At 70.9% G+C, this 21,491-nt stretch carries 18 protein-coding genes and 1 pseudogene; 11 read left to right on the plus strand and 8 right to left on the minus strand.

Features of this window, described 5'->3' with window-relative positions; genetic code table 11:
* Nucleotides 1-248: 248 nt before the first annotated feature.
* The 5 genes from JE024_RS36820 to JE024_RS36840 all read right to left on the minus strand — a co-directional run bounded on the left by JE024_RS36820 (nt 249) and on the right by JE024_RS36840 (nt 5,407).
* On the minus strand, nt 249-1,391 hold the full coding sequence (locus JE024_RS36820; protein ID WP_205378175.1) for a methyltransferase domain-containing protein: 1,143 nt from the start codon (nt 1,389-1,391) through the stop codon (nt 249-251).
* Between the two features lie 26 nt (nt 1,392-1,417).
* Complete coding sequence (locus JE024_RS36825) at nt 1,418-2,281, minus strand: radical SAM/SPASM domain-containing protein (protein ID WP_205378176.1); 864 nt, start codon at nt 2,279-2,281, stop codon at nt 1,418-1,420.
* A 300-nt stretch (nt 2,282-2,581) separates the two neighbouring features.
* Nucleotides 2,582-3,124, minus strand: coding sequence for a hypothetical protein (locus JE024_RS36830; protein ID WP_244883508.1), 543 nt, complete (start codon nt 3,122-3,124; stop codon nt 2,582-2,584).
* Nucleotides 3,121-3,900, minus strand: a complete 780-nt coding sequence (locus tag JE024_RS36835) for an ATP-binding protein (RefSeq protein ID WP_244883509.1) — start codon at nt 3,898-3,900, stop codon at nt 3,121-3,123. Before JE024_RS36835 ends, JE024_RS36830 begins: the two co-directional genes overlap by 4 nt.
* A 151-nt stretch (nt 3,901-4,051) precedes the next feature.
* Nucleotides 4,052-5,407, minus strand: coding sequence for an IS4 family transposase (locus JE024_RS36840; RefSeq protein WP_280521544.1), 1,356 nt, complete (start codon nt 5,405-5,407; stop codon nt 4,052-4,054).
* A 324-nt stretch (nt 5,408-5,731) separates the two neighbouring features.
* Between JE024_RS36840 and JE024_RS36845 the strand changes: the two genes are divergently transcribed.
* The 3 genes from JE024_RS36845 to JE024_RS42005 all read left to right on the plus strand — a co-directional run bounded on the left by JE024_RS36845 (nt 5,732) and on the right by JE024_RS42005 (nt 7,789).
* Nucleotides 5,732-7,006 (plus strand): NsdA family TPR-like regulatory protein, encoded by a 1,275-nt coding sequence (locus tag JE024_RS36845; RefSeq protein ID WP_244883510.1) that lies wholly within the window; start codon nt 5,732-5,734, stop codon nt 7,004-7,006.
* Nucleotides 7,003-7,539, plus strand: coding sequence for a GNAT family N-acetyltransferase (locus JE024_RS36850; protein WP_205378178.1), 537 nt, complete (start codon nt 7,003-7,005; stop codon nt 7,537-7,539). The genes JE024_RS36845 and JE024_RS36850 overlap by 4 nt, the downstream gene beginning before the upstream one ends.
* 127 nt (nt 7,540-7,666) lie before the next feature.
* Nucleotides 7,667-7,789, plus strand: coding sequence for a hypothetical protein (locus JE024_RS42005; protein WP_280521587.1), 123 nt, complete (start codon nt 7,667-7,669; stop codon nt 7,787-7,789).
* Between the two features lie 193 nt (nt 7,790-7,982).
* Here JE024_RS42005 and JE024_RS41530 read toward each other — a convergent pair.
* Nucleotides 7,983-8,123: pseudogene (locus JE024_RS41530) on the minus strand (glutamate--tRNA ligase); the annotation flags it as partial.
* Between the two features lie 44 nt (nt 8,124-8,167).
* Here JE024_RS41530 and JE024_RS36855 point away from each other — a divergent pair.
* Complete coding sequence (locus JE024_RS36855; protein WP_205378179.1) at nt 8,168-8,755, plus strand: SMI1/KNR4 family protein; 588 nt, start codon at nt 8,168-8,170, stop codon at nt 8,753-8,755.
* A gap of 88 nt (nt 8,756-8,843) precedes the next feature.
* Here JE024_RS36855 and JE024_RS36860 read toward each other — a convergent pair whose 3' ends face one another.
* The gene (locus JE024_RS36860) at nt 8,844-9,626 is read right to left on the minus strand and encodes a sulfite exporter TauE/SafE family protein (protein ID WP_205378180.1); all 783 of its coding nucleotides are present in this window, start codon (nt 9,624-9,626) and stop codon (nt 8,844-8,846) included.
* Between the two features lie 843 nt (nt 9,627-10,469).
* On the opposite strand from JE024_RS36860, the gene JE024_RS36865 reads away from it, so the two are divergent.
* The 5 genes from JE024_RS36865 to JE024_RS36885 all read left to right on the plus strand — a co-directional run bounded on the left by JE024_RS36865 (nt 10,470) and on the right by JE024_RS36885 (nt 14,377).
* Nucleotides 10,470-11,069 carry a hypothetical protein gene (locus JE024_RS36865; protein ID WP_205378181.1) on the plus strand — a complete coding sequence of 200 codons (600 nt, stop codon included), beginning with the start codon at nt 10,470-10,472 and terminating at the stop codon, nt 11,067-11,069.
* Nucleotides 11,070-11,296: 227 nt separating this feature from the next.
* Nucleotides 11,297-11,632: a hypothetical protein gene (locus tag JE024_RS36870; protein WP_205378182.1), complete on the plus strand. Its 336-nt coding sequence runs from the start codon at nt 11,297-11,299 to the stop codon at nt 11,630-11,632.
* Nucleotides 11,633-12,187: 555 nt separating this feature from the next.
* Entirely contained in the window at nt 12,188-12,883 is a 696-nt protein-coding gene (locus JE024_RS36875) for a GNAT family N-acetyltransferase (RefSeq protein WP_205378183.1), read from the plus strand.
* Between the two features lie 302 nt (nt 12,884-13,185).
* Nucleotides 13,186-13,788: a DUF3085 domain-containing protein gene (locus JE024_RS36880; protein WP_205378184.1), complete on the plus strand. Its 603-nt coding sequence runs from the start codon at nt 13,186-13,188 to the stop codon at nt 13,786-13,788.
* 214 nt (nt 13,789-14,002) lie between these two features.
* Nucleotides 14,003-14,377 (plus strand): hypothetical protein, encoded by a 375-nt coding sequence (locus JE024_RS36885; protein ID WP_205378185.1) that lies wholly within the window; start codon nt 14,003-14,005, stop codon nt 14,375-14,377.
* A 72-nt stretch (nt 14,378-14,449) separates the two neighbouring features.
* Here the strand turns inward: JE024_RS36885 and JE024_RS42010 are convergent, their stop codons facing one another.
* Complete coding sequence (locus JE024_RS42010) at nt 14,450-15,073, minus strand: hypothetical protein (RefSeq protein WP_205378186.1); 624 nt, start codon at nt 15,071-15,073, stop codon at nt 14,450-14,452.
* Nucleotides 15,074-15,523: 450 nt separating this feature from the next.
* Between JE024_RS42010 and mobF the strand changes: the two genes are divergently transcribed.
* Together mobF and JE024_RS36900 are read left to right on the plus strand one after the other, a co-directional pair.
* Nucleotides 15,524-20,215 (plus strand): MobF family relaxase, encoded by a 4,692-nt coding sequence (mobF, locus tag JE024_RS36895; RefSeq protein WP_205378187.1) that lies wholly within the window; start codon nt 15,524-15,526, stop codon nt 20,213-20,215.
* Between the two features lie 295 nt (nt 20,216-20,510).
* On the plus strand, nt 20,511-20,945 hold the full coding sequence (locus tag JE024_RS36900) for a hypothetical protein (RefSeq protein WP_205378188.1): 435 nt from the start codon (nt 20,511-20,513) through the stop codon (nt 20,943-20,945).
* Nucleotides 20,946-21,491: the final 546 nt, after the last annotated feature.

Here is a 21,491-nt window from a genome sequence, read left to right on the forward strand (position 1 = left end):
GACACGGTGCGTTCGGGGCAGGGCTGGAGCCGTACCAGTCCAGGCGAGACGGTGCGTCGATCGCCGGACGGGTGTGAAGTCGAGCCCTGGTGCCGACGCCTGATCCGGCGCCGGCACCAGGGGTGTGCCCGTGTCAGGCAGCTATGGGTAAGCCCGACACGGAGATCTAGGGGCTCATGCCGAGGCGCTTCTCGAACGCGACATGAGGCGTCGACACGGACTGAAGCAGCGGAAAGCGGAGCCGAAGGCTACAGCCTGGCCGTCCAGTTTCCGCGGGTGAGGGTGGTCTCGCCGTCGGGGGTGATGGTGACACGGGCGCCGTACACGGGAAGTTCGCCGACCCAGTTGAGGCGGTCGAGGATGTCCTCGAGGGGGTCCCACAGGCGGCGTGGGCCGCCCTGGTACACGGTGGCAACCTCGCGGGGGGCGGGGGAGTGGGCGCGGACCCATGACCCGTCGGCGTGTGCCATCCAGACCGTGTGGCTACGGTCCGGGTACCACCGGTGGCGGTGCTCGATCCCGGGCGTGTGGAGCTGGAGCATGGAGCGGATGCTCCATGCCTCGGGCACGAACACGAGCAGGTGACGGCTCACGCTTGCTTCGCCGTCGCCGTGCTGTGCGGCGTCCCAGACGGTCGCCGGGATGGTCTCCTCGTAGTCGGCGCCTTGGCGGGCGGCCATGAAAAATGCCGGTTCGAAGGCGGTCCGTCCCACGGCGCCGCCGTCCGGGGTCTTGTCGGCGTAGAGAGTCAGCCCCGTCCCGGTGATCGTGGTGACCAGCCGGCCGTAGGGCCGCAGGGCTTCGAGCCAGGCGGGCGGGATGCTCGGTACGGCCACGGTGGACACGATCCGGTCGTACTCGCCCGGGAGCGGCCCCTGGGTGAGGTCGCAGACGGCAGTCTCGGGACGCAGCCCGATAGCAGCGAGCCGGTCGGTGGCGGCTTCCACGAGGTACGGGTCGACGTCGACGCTGGTCACCATGCCTGCGCCGAGTCGATGGCAGGCGAGTGCGGTGCCGTAGCCGGTGCCGGTGGTCACCAGCGTGCGGCACCCGTCGATCAAGTCCGCCTGCCGATACATTCCGACGATCAGGCCCGGCTCCGTCGAGGACGACGTCGAGACGCCGGAGGTGACCACGGTGCCGGGTTCGGCGTGGTCCGCGTGCACGGCCCCGACCCGCGTGACCAGCGTGGTGTCGCTGTACGCGGCGGCGAGCCACGCATCGGGGTCGGCCGCACCGTCGCGCACGACCCGCCCGCCGGCCTCCTGGTCCCGTTCGAACCACCGGGGCACGAACACATGCCGGGGGGTTTCCGTAACGGCCGCCTCCCAGGGGGATCCCGGCCGGGCGACCTTCGCGCCCAAGCGCTGGGCGTCTGTCTCCCAGTCCATGCTGCTTCTCCTCTTCCTGACCGTTGTCAGCTCATGGGGCCGCAGGAGCCGCCGCCGGACGAGCTGTCGTCCGAGGGCCCGCAGTCCGGCCCGCACGGGTCCGCCGAGTCCCGGACCGGGACGCTCTTGCGGGCCTGCTGCCACGCGGGGCTGGTCAGAACTGACGCCAGCGGCGTCTCGCGGACGTTGCCCGCGGTCAGGAAGCGGCCGATTTCGCAGACGGACACCTCACCGTTCGGCAGGACGGCCGCCTTGCGATCGCCGCAGCGCCCGCACAGCGACGACGTGGACGGCAGAAGGCCGCCGGAGGCGCGCCCGACCGCGCGGACCTTGTCGACGGAGGCGGTGACCCCGAGGGCCTCCATCTCGGCGCGTGCCTGCTCCGCCCGCTGGCCGTTCCCGTGGTCGACGATGGCGACGCGCAGCTTCACGCCGCGCATGAATGCTTCGCGGATCGCGGCGCGCGTGGCCGCGTGAGACCCGTCCCGGCCGGTGATCGCATCGTGCTGCGCGGGGTCATCGCTGTGGTAGGTGGTCGCCACGCGTACGCGCGGGTCCTCGAAGAGGCTCCAGTGCTCGTCACGGACCTTGTAGAGGTTCGAGTGCACCCGGACATTCAGGCCTGCGTTCAGCGCGTGCTCGACGAGTTCGGTGAAGGCCGGGTGCAGGGTGGGCTCCCCGCCGATGAACTGCACGCTGCGCGTACCGAGGGCGTGGGCCTCGTCGATGAGCCGGTGCCAGTTGTCGGCGGTCATGCTGCCGTGGTCGCGGGTCGGGCCCGCCTCGGCGTAGCACTGGCTGGGGCAGGTGAACTGGCACCGGGCGGTGAGTTCGAGCGAGAGGACGTCGAGCGGGGTGGGGGAGGGGCGGTGTATGTCCAGCACGGTCATTGGTTGCTCCTTGCTCGTCCGGCCCAGGATGCCGGGCCGGGGCGGAAGGTGTGGGCGGAACGGTCCCATCGGCCGTGGGTGATGGGCCCGGCGCGGGGAACGCCGCCGTGGGGGAACACGATCGGGTGGTGCCCCGCGCCGGAAGTGGCGCCTGTCCGGCGGCCGGGGACGGGCCGTCGACCCGACCGCCGGACAGGAGTTGTGGGGCCCCTGGTGCCGGAGCCGGATCCGCTCCGGCACCAGGGGGTGCGCCCGTGTCGGGCAGCTACGGGGGGGGGAGGGCCGCCCGGACACGGGGATCTAGAGGGTTCCGCCGAGACGCTTCTCGAACGCGGCATGCGGCGTCGGCTCCGGCTGGTGCAGGGCGAGCGTCTTCCACAGCGGCATGCCGGGAACCAGACGGTCGCTCCTGGACGGCCGGTACCAGTAGGGCCCGGGAACGGAAGGCCATGACGTGGAGTCGAGCGACGGAAGCGTGATGCGGCACGGGGCGCCGAGGCAGACGGCATGGGTGTGCTGCGGCCACCGTTCGGCCGTGCCCGGCGGGACCAGCCAGTAGAAGGATCCGTCTCGGGTGTCCTCGATGACCGGTCCGCACCCGCCCTGGATCTCGTCCATGACGTCGACAGCGGCGCGAGCTTTGAAGCTCGAGCTGGTGACCACGACGTCGAAGAGGTTGCCGCCCAGGCGCACGATGGTGTCCTCGCGCCTGGTGACTGCCAGAAGATTGCGGAGCAGCTCAGCAAGGTCGGCCATGTCGGCGGCCGGCTCGCTGGGGCCACCCGCCTCCCGCACGAGCCTGTTCATCATCTGCCCGGCGTCGGGCGTCGCGGTGACGGTCACAGGTCCACCGGCCCCGCCTGGAGCGTGGCGCGCACGGTCTTGCCCGCGCTGCTGGGGAACCAGGTCACTTCGGCGCCGTGACTCTTGGCCCCCCACAGGCCGCGGCCGAGTTCACCGCTCACGGCCTTGTCGAAGGCGGGGAAGTCGGGGGTGTCGTCCTCGACGTCGACGAGCAGTTCATCGTGCTCCGTCAGCCGGAGCGCCACCCTCACCGACCGTCCGCTCCCCGCGGGTAACCCGTACTCGAAGGCGTTGGTGACGAGGACGTACAGCACGTCCGTGGCAAGGTGGACGGGGCCGGGCCAGGCCAGGATCGTGAGCGCGGATCGTGCCCAGACGCGGGCGGACCCGGACGAGTTCGGGTTGGCGTCGAATTCCATGGTCTTCTCGCGCACGATCTGCGGGGTGGCCATGTCGGATGTTCCTTCGGTCAGGGGAAGGGTGCACCAGACCGTCGTTCGGTCTTCGCTGACGCCCCAGGCATCGGCTACCGCGTCGACGATGAACAGGCCGCGGCCGTGCTCGGCGTCCGGGCTCGAGGAGCCTGGCAGCGGACAGCGGGGCGTTCCATCGTTCACCTCGATCTTGAGGTGGCTGTCCAGGTGGGCAACCCGCACGTTCACCGTAGGGCCGGATGCGTGACGGAGGGCGTTCGTCACGAGCTCGGTGAGCAGCAGCTCCGCGGCGTCGACGAGTTCGTGCCGGTTCCAGTGGTGGAGAGCTGCGCGAAGCGTCCGGCGGAGCTGGTGCGGCCGCCTTCTGTCCGCCTCGGACATGCCACCGGTGACGGGATCGGGGCGGCGCTCAATTGACATCTCGAGGGCTGGCTGCCTGAGCGGCCGCTGTCGGACTCCGGCAGCCTTGGGATGCGTTGTCATCACGGGGTCTATCCCCAATGCCGTGTAGTTAGGGGTGCCGTGGGCGGTGTCAAGGGGCGGGCGTCAGGATGTGGACGCTGATCGTGGCCCTGTAGGTGGTGCGGTCGACGGTGCCTCTGGCGTTGTATCTCGAGATGGCCCGTTTCACGACGCGTGGACGGGTGCGGACACGGCGGTCGGGCATGAGGGCGGCCAGGATTCGGCGGCCTATGGTGCCGACGAGGTCGATCACGGCGCCACTGAACACGCCTGCGGCCTGGATGACCAGATCGCGGGCGGTGTTCAGGGCGATGGAGAAACTCGCCCGGTCGGGGTCGGTCCCGGGCCGGCTGGCGGTGGCGTCCGCCATCGCCAGCCGCAGGACCTGGTAGGTGACCAGCACTGCGAAGACTTCCTGGGCGACACCGGCGGGAGTGCGGGCACGAAGGACCCGACCGCCGAGGATCGTCGACTTGATCTCCAGATAGGTGGTCTCGATTTCCCACCGCTCGTGATACAGCCCGATCAGATCGCCGGCGGGGTGGGTGAAGGGGTCGGTCAGGGTTGTGACCAGCCGGTATGCGCCGGTGCGTCGTCCCTGTGATGTGCTGATGGTGATCTCGCAGCAGACAACACGGACCGGAACGGGTCCGATCCGGGAGAGCCAGGAGCCGTCGGGGAAGCGTCGCAGGACCGGCAGTCTGCGGTTCTCCTTCACCCGGACCAGGACGTGTGCGCTCCTCAAGGTGACTGCTTCGATCAGGGCCTGGACGGCGAAGTTCCGGTCCAGCAGGACGATCATGTCTTCCCGCAGGCTTCGGACCAGGCGTGGAGCGTAGGTGGTCTCACCGTCGGTGGCCGGACCGAATACCGCGTCCATGACGGTTCGGGTTCCGCAGGCGACCAGGATCAGAAGCCGCAGTGAGGGGTATCCCGCGCCGCCATTGTTGCAGCGGTGCCTGGTGAACTCGGCCTGGTTCGCGGGGCTGTCCGGCACTGCCATCAACGTGCCGTCGATGGCGCAGACGAGCAGTCCGTGCCACCGCGTTCCGGCGATCCCGAGTCCCGCGGCCGGTCCACGAAGCAAGTCGAACAGGTGACGCAACGGTCGGGTCCCGAGCCTCTTGCGGGCCTGGGCCAGCGCGCCGGCCGTGGGAGTCGCCGTCGGCAGTCCGTCCAGGCCGGCCGTCAGCCGCTGCCACACCTGCTGCCATCCGAGCCCCGGGAACAATGCCCCGCCCAGCAGCAGATACACCACCACGCGCGAGGGAAGGTCCCGTATCCGCTGCTGGGTTCTGCCGGTATCTGCCAACACCTCATCGACCATCTCGAACGGGACAATCCGTGTCAGCTCGCCGAGATGGCCGGGGGCAAACGCCCCTGCCGCAACCGCTACTTCGCGAGAAATGACAGACTTGGCGGCCAACGGAGCTCCTGCTGAACAGTGATCTTGGTCGACACGGTTCTAGCAGGAGCTCCGTCACTTCATCAGCCTGCTTGACAAGCAGCCCAGAGCCCTAACTACACGGCATTGGGTCTATCCCTCCAGCGTGGGGTTGCCCAGCCCTCGCAAGTGACAGGACTGGAGTTCCTCCGTGCGGGAGCCATCGGTCCGGCGCCGCATGAACAGACAACTCCGCCTGGCCGGTCGCTGGTTAGGGGATGCTGTGTACGATTCCGATGAATCGCCTAGGGGGTTTTGACCTTCGCTTTACTTCGCTCGATGCACTCATAGGGCTACCTTGCGTGGATGGAAAGCGAGCGCAACGTTGCCCTCGAAGCATGGATGGACGAGCACCAGTACAGCGCCAACGGCCTTGCCATAGCGATCAATGCAGGGCTGGAGTCCCTCACGGGCAAGGTAGGTACCTACGACGGCCGCCACATTCGCGAGTGGCGCTCTGGACGGGTCCGTTGGCCCAATACGGCCACCCGGCGAGTCCTCTCCGACCTCTCCGGAAGGTCGCCAGTCGACTTAGGGTTCGTGCCACGGGGCCGAACCTCGCCGGCAGCCGTACCGCAGGAGGATTCCATGCACCGTCGCACCCTCGTCACGGGCGCCGTTTCAACCGCCATCGCTGCCGCAGCTCCATGCGCCGCGTCGACCCGCAAGATCGGGATGAGCGACGTCGGGCGCCTGCAGCAGAAGTTCACCGCCGTGATCGCCAGCGACCACAAGCACGGAGGGCAGCGCGACATTGAACAGCGCGCAGCGACCCTCGCCGACACCGCTTTGAACCTCCAGAACTCTGGGACCGCCACTCAGCGCGTCCGCAGCAGTCTCTACGCCAGCGCCGCCAGCTTCCGTTCATCCGCAATGTGGGCGGCCATCGACGGCCGCCGCTTCAAGGACGCTCTCATCCACATGCGCGAAGCCCAGGCGCTCGCAGAGCTTTCCGGCGACCAGGCGATCAAGTTCCGTATCTGGTCCCACGCCGGCACGCTCTACCGCCACATGGGACGCCCCACGGACGCGCGAGCCGCCAATGATGTCGCCAGGAACCTGCACATCACTCGCCGTGACCCGATGTTCGCGTCCCTGGGGATGGCCCGGCAAATGGCCATCCAGGGCGTTTCCCACGAGCTGCGCAGCCTGCCCCGCACCTTCGGTCAGGCACGTGAAGCCATGAGTCGTGCCAGTACAGACGCCTACCGTCCCGTGTGGCTCCTCGCCTTCTGGGACGAAGCAGAACTTCACTCTCTGGCCCTGAGCGCCTACCTCGCCGCCGGCGACTGGCCGACCGCTGAATACCACGCACACCAGTGCCTCGCATCGCTCCGCCCTCACATGCAGCGCTCACGCGCCATCGCCACCAGCCGCCTCGCGCACGCCCAGCTCGCTCAAGGTGACACCGACGCTGCCACCCACACCGCCATGGCCGTCAACGCCGAAGCGGCTACCCAACACCCACGGGTGTCCCGCATGCTTCAGGAGTTCGGTGCCGCGCTCCGCGCCACAGCACCGGGCAGTAGGAATGCGCGCGCATGGACTGAGCACACAGCCGCCTGGAGGACACCCGCATGACCTCGACCCCCGCCATCGAACTCCGCTCGTTCACCGACATGGAAGCTGCCCGCGGCGACCTCCTCGACGTATACGCCGAAGTCCGCGCTCCGCTGCTCCACCTCGCAAACTACGCGGTGAGTGCCTTCGGTGAACGTCTGGACCGGCACGGCGCCGAGGACGGCTTCCAGGCCCTCCTCGCCTATGAGGGCGAGCACCCCGTGGGATACGCCTACGGCAATCGGATCGAAGACGGGGATCGCTACTGGCAGCGCACAGATCCGACCCCTGGCGAAGAGTTCACGGCGGGAGCGGTTGTCGCACTCAAAGAGATCGGAGTCCGGCCCGCTTGGCGTGGCATAGGCCTGGCGCGTCGCATCCATGACGCCTTCCTGGCCACCAGGAATGAGCCTTACGTGACGCTCATGGTCAACAAGACGGCTGGTGACGGAAAGGTCCACGCCCTCTACAGGTCGTGGGGGTACGAGGACCTCGGTCATAGCCAGCCCTCGCCGGCGTCACCCCGCCTCACCGTGATGATCCGAGCCGTCTGACGTTCGCGAACGGGTCCTTCGACGCATCCTTGACGGGCCGGACGTACACGCCCGCTCCTACGCCCGGTACGGGCAGCCGGAAGCAGCCGACGCCGCCACGTCGACCGCGCTCAGGCTGATGGAGGACGTGCACTCCACCCGTGTCAGCGACCGGCTCCGCGAACTGGGGGTCGAACTGGACCCCAAGGCCCTGGGAACCGCGGTCCTCGACAGCAGGGACCGCATCCGCACCGCCCTGCAGGCAACCTGACCTTTGCTCCCCACGGGCACAGCGGCACGGCCTCCTCCACCGAGCTGCGCCCCCGAGCTGGAAGTCTCGAGGGCACAGCGGGAAGCGGAGCCGGACGCTACAGCCTGGCCCCGGCCATCCGGACACTCAACAGCACCGCCGACACCTTCATGTGGACCGACCTGAGCCTGCTGCTCTTCACCCCGCAGATGCGATCCGCACGGATCAAGTCGACTACGACCGTCTCGCCCTCTTCCGGCGTCCGGAACCGCGCCCGGCCCTCCTCGAAGGCCAGCCCCCGCTTCCGGCAGAACCCGTCATACCCGAGATGATCCGACCCAGATCGCTCCTTCTGACCACAGCCAGCCGTAAAGTGACGGGGACGAGAGAAGATGCACCATGGATCCCCGCATACCCCGCCTGCGTCGCAAGCTGGCCGCGATCCCCTTCCAGCCACTGCGCAGCCACTCCTTCGGAGAAGAGCAACACCAGTTCGGCCTCGGCCCAAAGCTGACGGCAGCACGCGTTGCTGCGTTTGAGGCCGAGCGCGACATCGTTCTTCCCGAAGCATATCGGCAGTTCCTCACGAACATCGGGGGCTCAGGCGCGGCCCCTTTCTACGGCCTTGTGCCGCTGGAGCGGTGTTCCTTGCTGGTCATGAATCCGCGCGAAGAAGCAGGGAAACCCCGCGGCTTCAGCCGCGCGGGCGCCGGGGCACATGAAGGCGACCTCTTCCTCCACATCATCGAGATGGGCTGCACTGACGTATGCGTCCTCGCGGTGACCGGCCCACTCACCGGCCGCGTCCTCATTGGTAACGGCGACGGGTACTGGGGCCCCAACGTCTCCTCCGCCACCGACTTCCTCGACTGGTACGAACGCTGGCTCAACCACATGAGCGCCGGACGCGACAACCGCGCCTTGGAACTCACCTCGCCTCGACTACGTGCCCATCCGAACCGCCATCGCATGGCCCCGAAGATCTGACTCTCCGCAGCCGCTGCACGGAAAGTGAGCCAGAACCCGAGTTTCGACGGTGCCCGCGTGCGGCGTGGGCGGCTGGATCGCCGTGTGGTCAGCCCAGTACCTGCACCGCGTAGAGCGAGCCAACGCCGGTCGCCAGGGCAGCCAGCAGGAGGCGCAGCACGGTTTCGGGCAGGCGGGGCTGGAGGAGCGCGCCGAGGTATCCGCCGAGGAGTCCGCCCGCCCCGCAGGAGAGGCCCAGGAGCCAATCGGGGGCGACGTCGCCCGCTGTGGTCAGGGCGAGCAGTGCGTAGGTGGCCGCGCCGACGATGGAGGTCACGAAGGTGGCGGCCAGGGCTGCGGGTGCGACGGCAGCGACTGGGGTTCCGCGGCCGACGAGGATGGGGCCAAGCAGGGAGCCGCCGCCGATCCCGTAGATGCCCCCGATGACGCCGACGAGGAGGGCCAGCGTTCGGGTGGCGCGTGGCGAGGGTGGGCGTGGGTCACGGGCCGGGACCGGACGTACGGTTCGCAGCCCCAGCCACAGCCCGAGCGGCAACAGGAGCGCTGCCACGAGCAGGCGGAAGACGCGCGGCCCGGGGACGGCGAAGACGCGGATCAGGGCGCCCAGGACGACGCCGGGCAGGGTCCCGGCTATCAGCAGACGGGTCAGCGGCCCCCCGAGGCGACCGGCCCGCCAGTAGCGGAGGAGAGCGCCGGGGCCGGCCACGACGTTGTAGAGCAGGTTCGTCGGTGTCACCGCCGGGCTTGGGACGCCCAGCACGCTGACCTGGACCGGCAGTAGGAAGACTGCTCCGGAGACGCCCACGGGCGTTGTGGCCGCGGATATCAGCAGCCCCGAGGCGAAACCGAGCAGCCCCATCGACCAGTCCACGACAGCCCCTCCCGCGATCCGCCTCCGGAGCGGGTGGAGGCTCCGGCTCAGGTGCCTCCCGTTCCCATGAACATCGACCCCGCCCTGATTCAACCGCCTCCCGAAGCGGTGAACAACTGCTGCCCAAACTCAGGTACTGGTCCAACTTCTGTGGTGTGCCTACTTCCTGTGCCTATGGGTTACGCAGGTTGGCCGCGCGAGATCGTCTGGAAACTGACGCCGACCGGGTTCGGGCTGATGGTTTTGGGCTGTGCGCGAGCTCCGGCCGGAAAGCTGCTCCTCCTGGCGGACCAAAGGATCCGGTTGGTGTCGGGTGCAGGACGATGGCGAGGCGATCCGAGTCGGTGTCAGATGCCGGACGGACGGTGCTCGATGCCCGGGCTACGGAAGCTGGTTCGGGCGGGTGCACGGCTCATGCATGCGGTTTCCCGCTGACGTCCCCGTGGCGGGACGTCGGGTGGTGCTGCGGCTTCGTGTCCGGCGCTTCACGTGCGAAGTCGTCTCGTGCGGTCGGCGCACGTTCGTCGAGCCATGTTTCCCTGTGCAACGGCACCGGTCCGGGCGCCCAATCCATCCGCTGCCTCACCCGCAGGAAGCCCAGTTCACCGCCGAGACCGCCCGCACCCGGAACAACACCGGCTACGACGTCACCGTCGCCCACAACGGTCGGTAGCCCCTCCCGCCACCCCATGTGCCCGCCCTACACCCCGGGGGTGGGCACACGCATTCTTCTCGCCCGCCCTGCACGCGCCGCGCCCAGCGCGGGGTGGGGCGTTGCCCAGCTTGCCACCACACCCAACAGGGTCCACCCACCATCCGAGACCCCCTGCTGGGAGCAAACCCATGCCAGACGCCACCACCACCGCCCGCCTGTTCACCACCCGCGCCGACCTCGACCACCGCCTGACCACCACCGGCACCTGGAAGAACCTCCACACCGCCATCCACCACTCCGCCCCGCGCATGACGAGCTACCCCCACCCGCACGAAGGCGAGCCCGTGTGCGGCTTCAGCTTCACCGAAGACACCCCGCGCCCCGGCCCTGCCCGCACCACCGGAACCATCCTCATCACCCCCGACGGCCACGCCACCATCCGCGCCCACCAACTCCCCGGCCACCGCTGGCTCACCGCCCTGCGCCACCTCGGCGACCTGACGCCTCACGCCCTTCGCCCCGACGCCCTCACCACCCCGGCCCACCCCACCCCCGACCACTGGGCGCTGCGCCCCCACGTCACGAACCACAGCTTCTCCGGGCACCTGAACCTGCCCGACGATGCTCACGCCCAGATGCTGACCGAACACCCCGACCCCTTCGGCAACGTCACCGCCATGCTCACCATCGCCCCCGACACCCCGCAGGCATTGACGGCTGCCTGGACGCACGCCACCGGCTTCTGCCACGTCCTCCTGACCGGCACCCCCGCCCCCGCACAGCCCTGACACACATGCCGCACCCCGCGGGGCGGGCGGCGCCCGGCGCAGATCCGATGCCGCCGCCCAGGCCGCTCGCCCCCGCCCCCAGACGGGCGGGGGTGTTGCGGGCGTAGCGGGCCGCGGCCGCAAGGTCGGGTCACCGGCCCGGGGGAGTGGTGACCACCCCCACCCCCCGGCCTGCTCAACCCACCGCCCCGGCTTCCTGCCGCCGTCCAGATCTGCAAGGAGCAGCCTTGACCACCCACATCCAACGCCCCATGACCGGTACCACTCCCGTCAACGACAACGACAACGACAACGACAACGACAACGACACGCTCGAGACACCGGCCGTCGAGCTCACTGCCACGCTGCTCATCGGAGACTTCGAATCCGAGTGCAGCAACTGCCACATGCCCACCCTCATCCACGGAGTGGACCGCCACACCGACATCCCGGGAAGGAAGCCGACTCCCGGATGCGGAGCCCGCTTCGTGAACACCGCCAGCAACTCCCCGCGCATCACCCCGCACCACCTGCGTGCCGAACGGCCCGACCTCCCCATCCGAGGCCAGGACAACGACTCCTGACCCGCCACCACCCTTTGGCCCTCCCGCACAAGGGGACCGCTTCCCGGCCCCGCGCCCTTTTCGGGCGCGGGGCCGCAGCGTTCACAGCCCCCAGCCCCACACCCCGCCGGTGCTGGAGGGGTTGCCTGGTGCGGCCGCAGGACCGAGTCACCGACCGGGGGAGTGGTGACCACCTCTCGACCGCCCAACTCCCGGCCAGCGGCACGCAACTTGCCGCGCCGCCTCCCGCCAACCGGAAGGCGACCCGCCCCGTACTCTGCACCGCCACCTCATCCCGACCCCACGCCACACGCACCAGCGTCGCGCCCCTGGGCCTGCCGACCACTCCATCTGCCTCGCCCTGCCCGACCTCACCCCCGGCCAGAGCCCGCACGCCGAAGCCGCTCACATCCTCTCCCTCGCCCCGCCCGCCACCAGGCCACCCACGGCCCTCGGCTTGCGGCGCTTACCCAAGCCACAGCGACGGTCACGCCACCCGCCGCCCCCTGCACCAAGACAGGTCACCGGCGGCGTGCACCCCACCCACCCGGCTCTTCGTGAAAGGCCCCTGCCGTCATGCCCCCTACCGCCCACCAGGACCACACCGCGCGCATAGACGTGGCACCACTGCAACGCCCAGACCACGCCGACTACATCGAACTCCTCGAACTGACCACCGTCAGCGGCCACCTGCCGCCCGAAGTCCGACACGTCCTCACCCTGCTCGCAGCCCAACCGCCGTCCACCCACGGCACCGCCCTCTGCCTGACCGCCCGGCCACGCCGCAGCACCCACCCCAAGCCCGCCGGCGCCCTGCTCGCCTCGTTCCCGGACTGGGCCTTCCACCACCCCCTGACCCAGAACAACCCCGCCCTGGCCCAAGTCCTGTCCCGCACCGTCCTCCTCATCTACGGCGTCGCCACCGCCCCCACCCGCCGCCGACAAGGCATCGCCCGCACCCTGCTCACCGAGGCAGAAGACCGCGCCCGCACCGCCGGATACGGGATGACCACCCTCCTGCACGCCCCCCACCTCACCGACTTCTACGAACACCTCGGCTACACCACCGCCCACCACGTCACCATCGCCCTGCCCGACGCCGCCATGGGACTGACCCAGCCCCAGCCCTGCCTCACGGCCGTGAAAGCCCTCCGGCCCGACATCCACATCCGCAAACTGCCCGGCGCACCCCTGCCCGTCGTCACCGGCCTCCTGCCCGGCTGGGACCTGCCACCCACCGCACGCTTCGAAGACGGACACCTCATCACCTGACCCGCACCCCGCCCCGCGCGGGGCCTCCCCGGCGCCGGACCGCAGCCAGCGGCCCGGCGCCGCCCCGTCCCCGCCCACAGCCGCTGTCGCGCAATCAGCGCCCCATCGCCCAGCCAAGCGCCCCGCTCCTCCGCCACCCCGGGGCGTGCCGACCCGGCCGCCCACCCCCTGCCCCTCAGACCCCACCGCCAGCCACAGCCCATCCCGGTTGCCGCCCTAACCCCCCGCCCCCACACCCTGACGCCCGTCGAGCGCCTCCGCGCCCGCCCCGCAGCTACCAACAACCCGAAGGAACACCTGTCATGACCGACCCGACCCCCAACGCTGAATCCGCCGAGACGATCCGGATGCTCAACCTCCCCACCGACCAGCGCCCCGCATGGCTCAACGACTACCTCGGCCACATGACCAACCCCGAGATCCCCGCCACGAGCACCCACCCCCTGCTCGACCTCGTCATGGCCGACACGGCCCACGGAGAGAAGAAGTGCACGCTCGACTTCCCCCTCGACAAGGTCCTCGCCACCGCCGAACACGCCGCCTCCGCCGACCAGCACAAACTCGGCTACGAGGAGAAGGAAGCCGCGCCCCGCCTGTGGTGGGTCAAGGACGACGGCACCTACCTCATGAGCAACGGCAAAGACCCCGTCGGCACCCGCGACGAGGACGGCCACCCGCCCCACATGGTCCACGCCACCGGCTGGGGACCGGGCACCGACGCCCGCTCCATCCTCGGCGGCGACGACTTCCGCGAGTCCCTCAACCTGACGACCCCCCTCGACGACGACGGCGGCGGCACCCTGCTCGACATGCTCCGCACCGCCGCCGCCAGCGGCTGCACCCGCTTCAAGCTGAAGGCCACCTTCGACGACCACCACATGGAACTGACCTACATCACCGAGTAGCAGCACCCCAGCCCCAGCCCGGCCCCGCGCCCACCGGACACCCCCGGCAAGCGCGGGGCCGGCGCGCGTATCCCACCTCCAGCACCCGCCACCCCAGCCCGCGTCCCACCCCCCGACACCCCGCCACCCACCCTGCTCACACGCCCCCACCACCGCACCTACCGTCGCAAGACATCCGCCGCCACCGGCCACACCACACAAGGGGGAGCCCACCGTGCAGCACCAGACAACGATCAACGAACTCGCCGCCCTGCACGGCCTGTTCACCACCGTCGACCACATCACCGTCCCCGAGACCGACCCCGCCACCGGCATCACCGAGGAGGTGACCCTCCCCCCGCCACTCATCCGCAGCAAGACCCTGCGCGACGACACCCGCGTCTTCGTCCTCACCCCACCCGGCATCCACGAGCGCATCCACGTCGCCGACGGCGCCCCCATCACCGTCTACTACCGCGACACCCTCCCCGCCCACCAGGCCACACCCCAGCAGCCGGCCGCCCCCTGGCCCCAGCCCACCGCCCCCCAGCCTGCCGCCCCGCAGCACCCTGCGCCCCCGCGCCGCCCCGCCGCCCCCTGGCACTCCTGACCCCCTCCGCCCGCCCCCGGCCCCGGCCGCCGCCCCCCAACGGCAGCCGGGGCCGCCATCCGTCCCACACCATCAGCCCGACACCCCCGACAGCGCATCCCCACCACCCGGCCCCACCACCCCCCGCACCCCGACCGACGCACCAGCCGGCCGGACCGGGGGAGGAGCCACCACCCCCGGCCCCAGCGCCCGGCCCTCCTCCCTCACCTTCACTCCCGACACCGCGCCCCGCCGCCGCCCCACCGCGGGGACCGTCGCCCCAGAGGCACCCTTCATCACCGGCTCCCCGCTCTCGGCAGCGCCCTCCTCCCGACCCAACCGCCGCAACTCCTTGACCCGATCCGCCCCCACACCCAACCGCCGCGCACACCCGGCCACCGTCTCCCCCCTCTCACCCATCGCCACCACCACCCGCGCCGCCACCAACCGCACCTCCCGGATCCGCGCCTGCCCCCGCTCACGCACCCTCCGCAACTCCGCCTCCACCTCAGCCGCCACCTGATCCTCGTCCTCCCGAGCCAACTCGAAATCCGCCGCCAACTCATCGAACTCCACCTCCCGAGCCAGCCGCTCCGCCTCCAACCGCTCCGCAGCCTCACGCTCCGCCGACACCCGCAACGCCGCCCGAGCCAACGCCGCCCGACGCCGCGCCACCAACTCCCTGCCACCCCGCGCCTTGCCCTTACTCGCTGCCATGTGCCACCTCCCGGCCATCAGGCCCGCCAGACACGGACCCGCCTGCCGCCAGTCTGAAGACGCCCCCACACCCGCCCCCGCCCCAGCCGCCCACGTCCCACCCCGTAACACTCCTGTCGCCCCGCCCGGTCCCGCCCACGGGACACGCCGCTCAAGAGGCCCACGATGCTGCGGCCAACGCTGTAGCTCGGGTGCTCCCCGCCCCGGCTGCTCGGCGCCCTTGCCAGGATGTGAGGGTGTCCGATCGGCGTCGCCGGGGGTGAGTCATGGCCTGCGGTCTGCGGCCGCTGGCGCGCAGCACACCTCTGGCATCAGCGGCCGCTGCCCGTTGCGCAGGCGGGGATTTCCCGCCCGGCGGGACGCGCGGGGAGATTCTCATCCAAGGGCCTGGGAGGAACCGTCCCGGCGCCTTCTCTGGCTTTGGCGGGCTGGTCGACTTCCTGTGTGGGAATGACCGGGGCGGCCGTGACGGCCGAGAACTACCGCTACTACCGGAGCAGCGTCGCTGCGGGCGACGGCATCCAGGGTGGTGAGCCGGCCGTGTCGTCGAGTGAGCCGGGCGTCCCGGCCGGGGTGTGGGCCGGCCGGGCCGCGGCCGCGATGGGGCTGATGGGGGAGGTGACCGAGCCGCAGATGAGGGCGCTGTTCGGCTTGGGCATGCATCCCGATGCCGAGGAGCGAATCGCTGCCGAGCTGGCACGGGGGGCCTCGATTCGCCAGGCGTTCACGGCGGCGAAGCTGGGTCGGGCGGTGCCCCAGTTGGCCGAGCAGTCACCGCTGGACAAGACGGTCGAGGAGGTTCTCGACCTCGCGGCCGCGCGGCTGTGCCGGCCGCTGACGAAGTCGGAGCGCCGTGAACTCACTCACCGCACCGCAGCTCTCGCCTTCGAAGCCGAGTACCACCGCAGCCCCGCTGACGGTGAAGAACTCGGCCGGTATCTCGCGGCGCGGACCGGGCCCAAGCGCCGGGCCGTGACCGGCTGGGACCTGACCTTTGCTTCTGAGGAACTGTCGCTGCTGTTCGCGCTCGGCAGCCCCGAGGTGCGGCGCATCGCCTTGGAGGTCCTGGAGCAGGCCCGGACGGAAACCCTGGCGTGGCTGGAGAACCACGCGCTCGCCGTCCGTAGCGGAGCGGGCGGGATCGTCCAGCACCGGGCCGAGCCGGCGCTGATGGCGACGGTCTATCTCCACTATGAATCGCGTGCCGGTGACCCGATGCTCCACGAGCACGTCGTGATCAGCCCGCGCGTCAAAGGTCCGGACGGGCGGTGGGGGAACCTGGATTCGCGCCTGCTGCTGCGCGAGATCGTCGCCGCCAGCGAGCTGTTCAACCAGCGGGCCCTGGAACTGCTCTGCGACCGGCTGGGCCTGGCCGCGGAGGAAGTGGTGGTCACACCCGGCAGGCGGCCGGTCATGCGGATCGTCGGCATCGACCCGCGGATCCGTGCCGAGTTCGCCAGCCGTGCGGGCGCCGTGCGGTCCATGGCCGAGGACCTGTTCGACGACTACCGGCGCCGCCACGGCCGTCAGCCGGACGCCGGCGCCCGGATCCGGCTGCAGCAGCGGGCCACGCTGATGACCCGACCGCCCAAGGGCAAGGCCCGCCCTCTGGACGACCTGCTCGACACCTGGCGGCGCCGGGCCGTCGCAGCGACCGACCAGGACACCGTCGACCGTCTGCTCACCGCAGCCCAGGCAGCAGCCCTCACCCGCGACCCCCAGCACCCGGCCGAGGCGAACGTCGACCTCTCCGCGGCCGCTACGGAGGTGCTCGCGGCCGTGGCCGAGCGGCGCACCACCTTCAGGCGCCGCCACGTTCTCGCGGAGGCCCGCCGCTACCTGATGCGCACCCTGCGCGGGCAGCCAGCCGGGCCCCAGCTCGCCGAGGAGATCACCGACCGCGTTCTCACGCACGGCGACTGCCTGGACATCACCCCACCCACCATCAACCCGACTCACCCCGACCTCGTCCGTCCGGACGGCAGCAGCATCTACCGGCCCATCGGCTCGGACACCTACACCACCCACTCCCTCCTGGCCTCCGAACACCGCCTCCTCGCCGGAGCCCGCAGCCGGGTGATCCCGCCCGTCGCCCACGGCACCTTCCACCGCACCGCCGCCCTCCACCCAAGCCGAATGGACGCCGGACAGAAGGCCCTGGCCGCGTCCTTCGTCCTCTCCGACCGCCTGCTCCAGGCCGGACTGGGCCCCGCCGGCGCGGGCAAGACCACCGCCATGCGGCTGGTCGCAGCCGCCGTCGACGCAACGGGCGGCCGCCTGATCCCGCTCGCCCCGTCCTCCCGCGCCGCCCAGGTCCTCGCCACCGACCTGCAACGCCGCGCCCACACTCTGCACTCCTGGCTGCACCAGCGCGCCCAGGCAGCCGGCGGGCACCCCGTGGAGGCGGAATTCTCCCTGCGCCCAGGCGACGTCGTCCTCGTCGACGAAGCGGGCATGGCCGGCACCCTGCTCCTGGACCAGGTCCTCGCCGACGCGGCCGCCGCCGGCGCCGTCGTCCGCCTCCTGGGTGACCCGCACCAACTCGCCGCCGTCGAGGCCGGAGGCGCACTGCGGCTCATCTCCCAGGCGGGCGCCACGGTCGAACTCGACCGCCTGCACCGCTTCACCGTTTCCGGCGAAGGCGACGCCTCCCTCACCTTGCGCGACGGCGAAGACCCCCGGTCGGCCTTCGACTGGTACCGCAGCAAAGGCCGGATCGTCGCAGGACGGCACGAGGCGATGTGCGACGCGGTGTTCACCGCGTGGGCGGCCGACACCGGCCGGGGCCTCGCCTCGCTGATGACCGCCGCCGACAACGCCACCGTCAACGAGCTCAACCAGCGTGCCCAGAACTGGCACATCTCCCGAGGGGACCTCGACACCAGCAGCTCCATCCCCCTGCGCACCGCAGCGCGCGCCCACCCCGGCGACATCATCGTCACCCGTCTCAACCGTCGCCGCATGACCGTGCGCGGCGGGAAGGACTTCGTGAAGAACGGCGACACCTGGACCGTCGAGAAAATCCTCGCCGACGGCGCCGCGACCGTCCGGCACACCCAGCACCGCGGCCGCATCACCCTGCCCGCCGACTACCTCACCGCCCAGGCCGAGCTCGGCTACGCCTCCACCATCCACCGCGCCCAAGGCATGACGGTCGACACCTCCCACGCGCTGGCCTCCGCCCGCTCCACCCGCGAAGGCGTCTACGTCCAGCTGACCCGCGGCCGGCGCACCAACCGCCTCTACATGGCCATCGACAACGGCGACCACCTCGACGACGTCCTCACCGCCGTCGCCGCACGCCGCAGTGCGCAGCTGACCGCGACCGAGCAGATCGCCGCCCTGCAGCGCAATATCAGCGCGCCCGGACAGCTGTCAGCCGAGTACGCCGACGTCACCGAACGCGCCACCGCCGCCCGCCTCACCGGGGCCCTCGAACAGATCCTCGGCGCCGACCGGGCAGCACAGTTCCTGGCCGCCGACGCCTACCCCGCCCTCGCCCGCGCGCTCCACGACGCCGAACGCGCCGGCTTCGCCCTGCCCCGACTCCTCGCCCGCACCGCTCTGGACCGCGGGATCTTCGACGCCGACGACGTGTCCGCCGTGCTGACCTGGCGGCTGCGCGAAGCCCTCACCGACGCCGAACAGGCCCGCCACACCTTCCGCGACAGCACCCTGGCCGCGCGCTCACAGGCCCAGCTCGACACCCTCAAGCAGCTCGCCGCCGGTCATCGCACAGCAGCTCAACAAGCGCTGATGGCTACCGACGCCGCCTTCACCCACCTGCCCACCCCCGTCACCACCCGCCAGGGAACCACCCATCCCGCCTGGCCCGACCGGCCGCTCGGCCCCCTCACCCGCAGTGAGCTCGCCTCCCAGCTGGCAGCCGTCCGCACCCAACCGCACGATGCGGGCTCCACCAGCCACCCTCTCTCCGACACCGCCCACGCCACCATCACCGCCCTGACCACCGAAACCCAGCTGCGCCGCGCACTGACCTGGCGCGACCGCGCCCGCGAGGACTACCAGCGAGAACGCTCCCCGAACCGCCCCCACACCGCCCACCAGTCGCTCACCGCCGCCCGTCGCCAAGCCGCCGAACGCCGCGCCGCCACCGAGCAGCGACAGCACTCCGCCCGGGCTGCCGTGGCCCGCGCCGAGGCCGTCACCGCCCGGATCGACGCCGAGCTGCGTCTGCGTGAACGCCTGCCCGACCGCATGCCGCACCCTCGCACCCGCGGCGAGATACCCGACTGGGTCGCCGACTCCCACGCCCTCACCCACCCCGACACCCCCGCCCACTGGCGCACCCACCTCGCCGAACGCCACCGCACCCTGGCCCGCTCCCTGGCCGACCGCGGTCACACCCTCGCCGGCAACCCGCCCGCCTGGACACGACCGCTGGGCCCGCCTCCCTCCACGCACTCACCGCGCCGCCGCCACGCATGGGCCACCACCGCCGCCCTGGTCGAGCTGTGGCGTACCCGCCACGCCATCCACAGCGTCCCCGGACTCGGCCCCCGCCCGGCCGACCCCGAAGCGGCAGGACACTTCGACGACCTCGACGCACGCATCCACGCGCTGACCGGACGGCGCCGCCCGGCCCTGCACCTGCCGCCCGCCGGCGCACCCGCCCACCAGGTCCTCGCTGCCGCACTCGGCCACCTCGACACCCCACCACCGGCCAGACCCCAGCCCGCACACCCGGCTCTGCACGACCCCTCCGGCGTCGCACCCCACACCTACGGCGCCCTCGCCCGCATCGCCCTGTCCGCAGCACTCGCCGGCGAAAGCGCCCCCGAAGAATGGATGGAGAAGATCACCCCGCCCGGCAAGGACGACGAGGACGAACAGCGCACCTTCACCGCACTGATCACCACCCTCAGCGACTACCGGCGCCGCCACCACCGTGCCGGACACGACATCCTCGGCCCCCGCCCCGAAGGACTCGCAGGCGAGGAATGGGACCACCTCACCAACGCCATCGACCTCTACACCCACGCCTGCGTCGCCCGCCGCCTCAAGCAGATACGCGAGCGCACCGCCGCGGCCCGGACCGCGCTGAAGCCCCCGACCTTGCCCCTCCACCAGCAGCCCCGGCCCGACAACCACCGCCCGCGCCCGCAGCGCCCAACCCACTGAACCCGAACCCCACCACCCTCCATCCCCACCCCCCGGAACACCTGCCGCCACACCCGCACGACCTGCCCCGCCCCGCCGCCCTCCTCCAACGCAGCCTGGACCCCGCCCCCCTGCACCCGCTGACCCGACCCGCCGCCCGCTGGGGCGGCCGCTCACTCCTGCCGCGCAGCACACCCGCGGACGCCTGCCTACCCACGGCACACCGCCACCGCCGAGGAAGACGATCAGCCCCACAGCGCCCAGCCAGGACTCGTCCGGCCGATCATGGCTGTAGGCAGTCGGGCATGATGCCCGGGTGAGCACAATCGTGAAGTTCTTCATGGCGCCGGACGACACGTCAGCGAGCCTGGCCCTCCAGTCCGGCCCGGGACGGGCATTCGAGTCGCTCTCTTTCGGCAACTTCGATCCCGAAGAAGCCGTGCTCGAGTGGGAATGCCTGCTGGCCGGCGGCACCTTCGAGGAACTGCTGGAAGCCGATGAGCCTCGCATCGTCGCCGGCCAGGACAACGACGGGCCCGTTGTCTTCGCGCTCTCACCTCGCCTGTCCGCAGCGCTCGCGGACGCCGAGTACGCCAGACTGCGCGACGTCGCCGCCTCGTGGACCCGGCTGCGTGCGCAGGACGGCGAGGTTATCGGTACGGAAATCGCCGAAGCGATCGTGGGTGATCTCGCTGCTCTCGTCAGCAGCGCCCGCCGCCAGAACCAGAGCGTCTACTGCTGGGCTGCGTAGCAGTTCACGCCCAAAGCCAGAGCGATACGGCCACCGCGGTTGCGGTGCCACGGAAGACGGTACGTGCTGGGGCACTTCAACGCCCCGCGCGAGTTCTACCGTGCTGCATCCCAACGGCAGCTTCTCGTCGTGCTCTGGTGGGACTGACATGGACCGCCTCATCGGCGGCGCGCGTCAGCAGCTCGGTGGCTCTGTTCACGACACGCTGAGTGATGGGCTCCGAGTAGCCGAGCACTGCGGCCGTCACGTTCATCGAGGACAACGTCCACCGCGACATCGACTTCGCCGAGACTGCCGCGGCCGTGTCCGTTACGCCGCGGGTCGTCCAGTCGCCTTCAGCCGCTACGTCGGCTCCACCTCGCTCGGCCACGGCGGCACGTGCGTCTCGGCCGCGCCCACCTCGACCTCCGCAACACCCATCCCCACAAGCGCCCCTGGCCGTCGCCGCCCGCTGAGAGTTCTCGCACCCAGGTCGCTTCGCCGCCACTCACCGCGCCGCCTACGGCGTGTCCCCGAGCCTCACCCTGCACGGCACGCCCTGACCTC

It is taken from the genome of Streptomyces zhihengii (assembly GCF_016919245.1).
Lineage (GTDB): Bacteria > Actinomycetota > Actinomycetes > Streptomycetales > Streptomycetaceae > Streptomyces > Streptomyces zhihengii.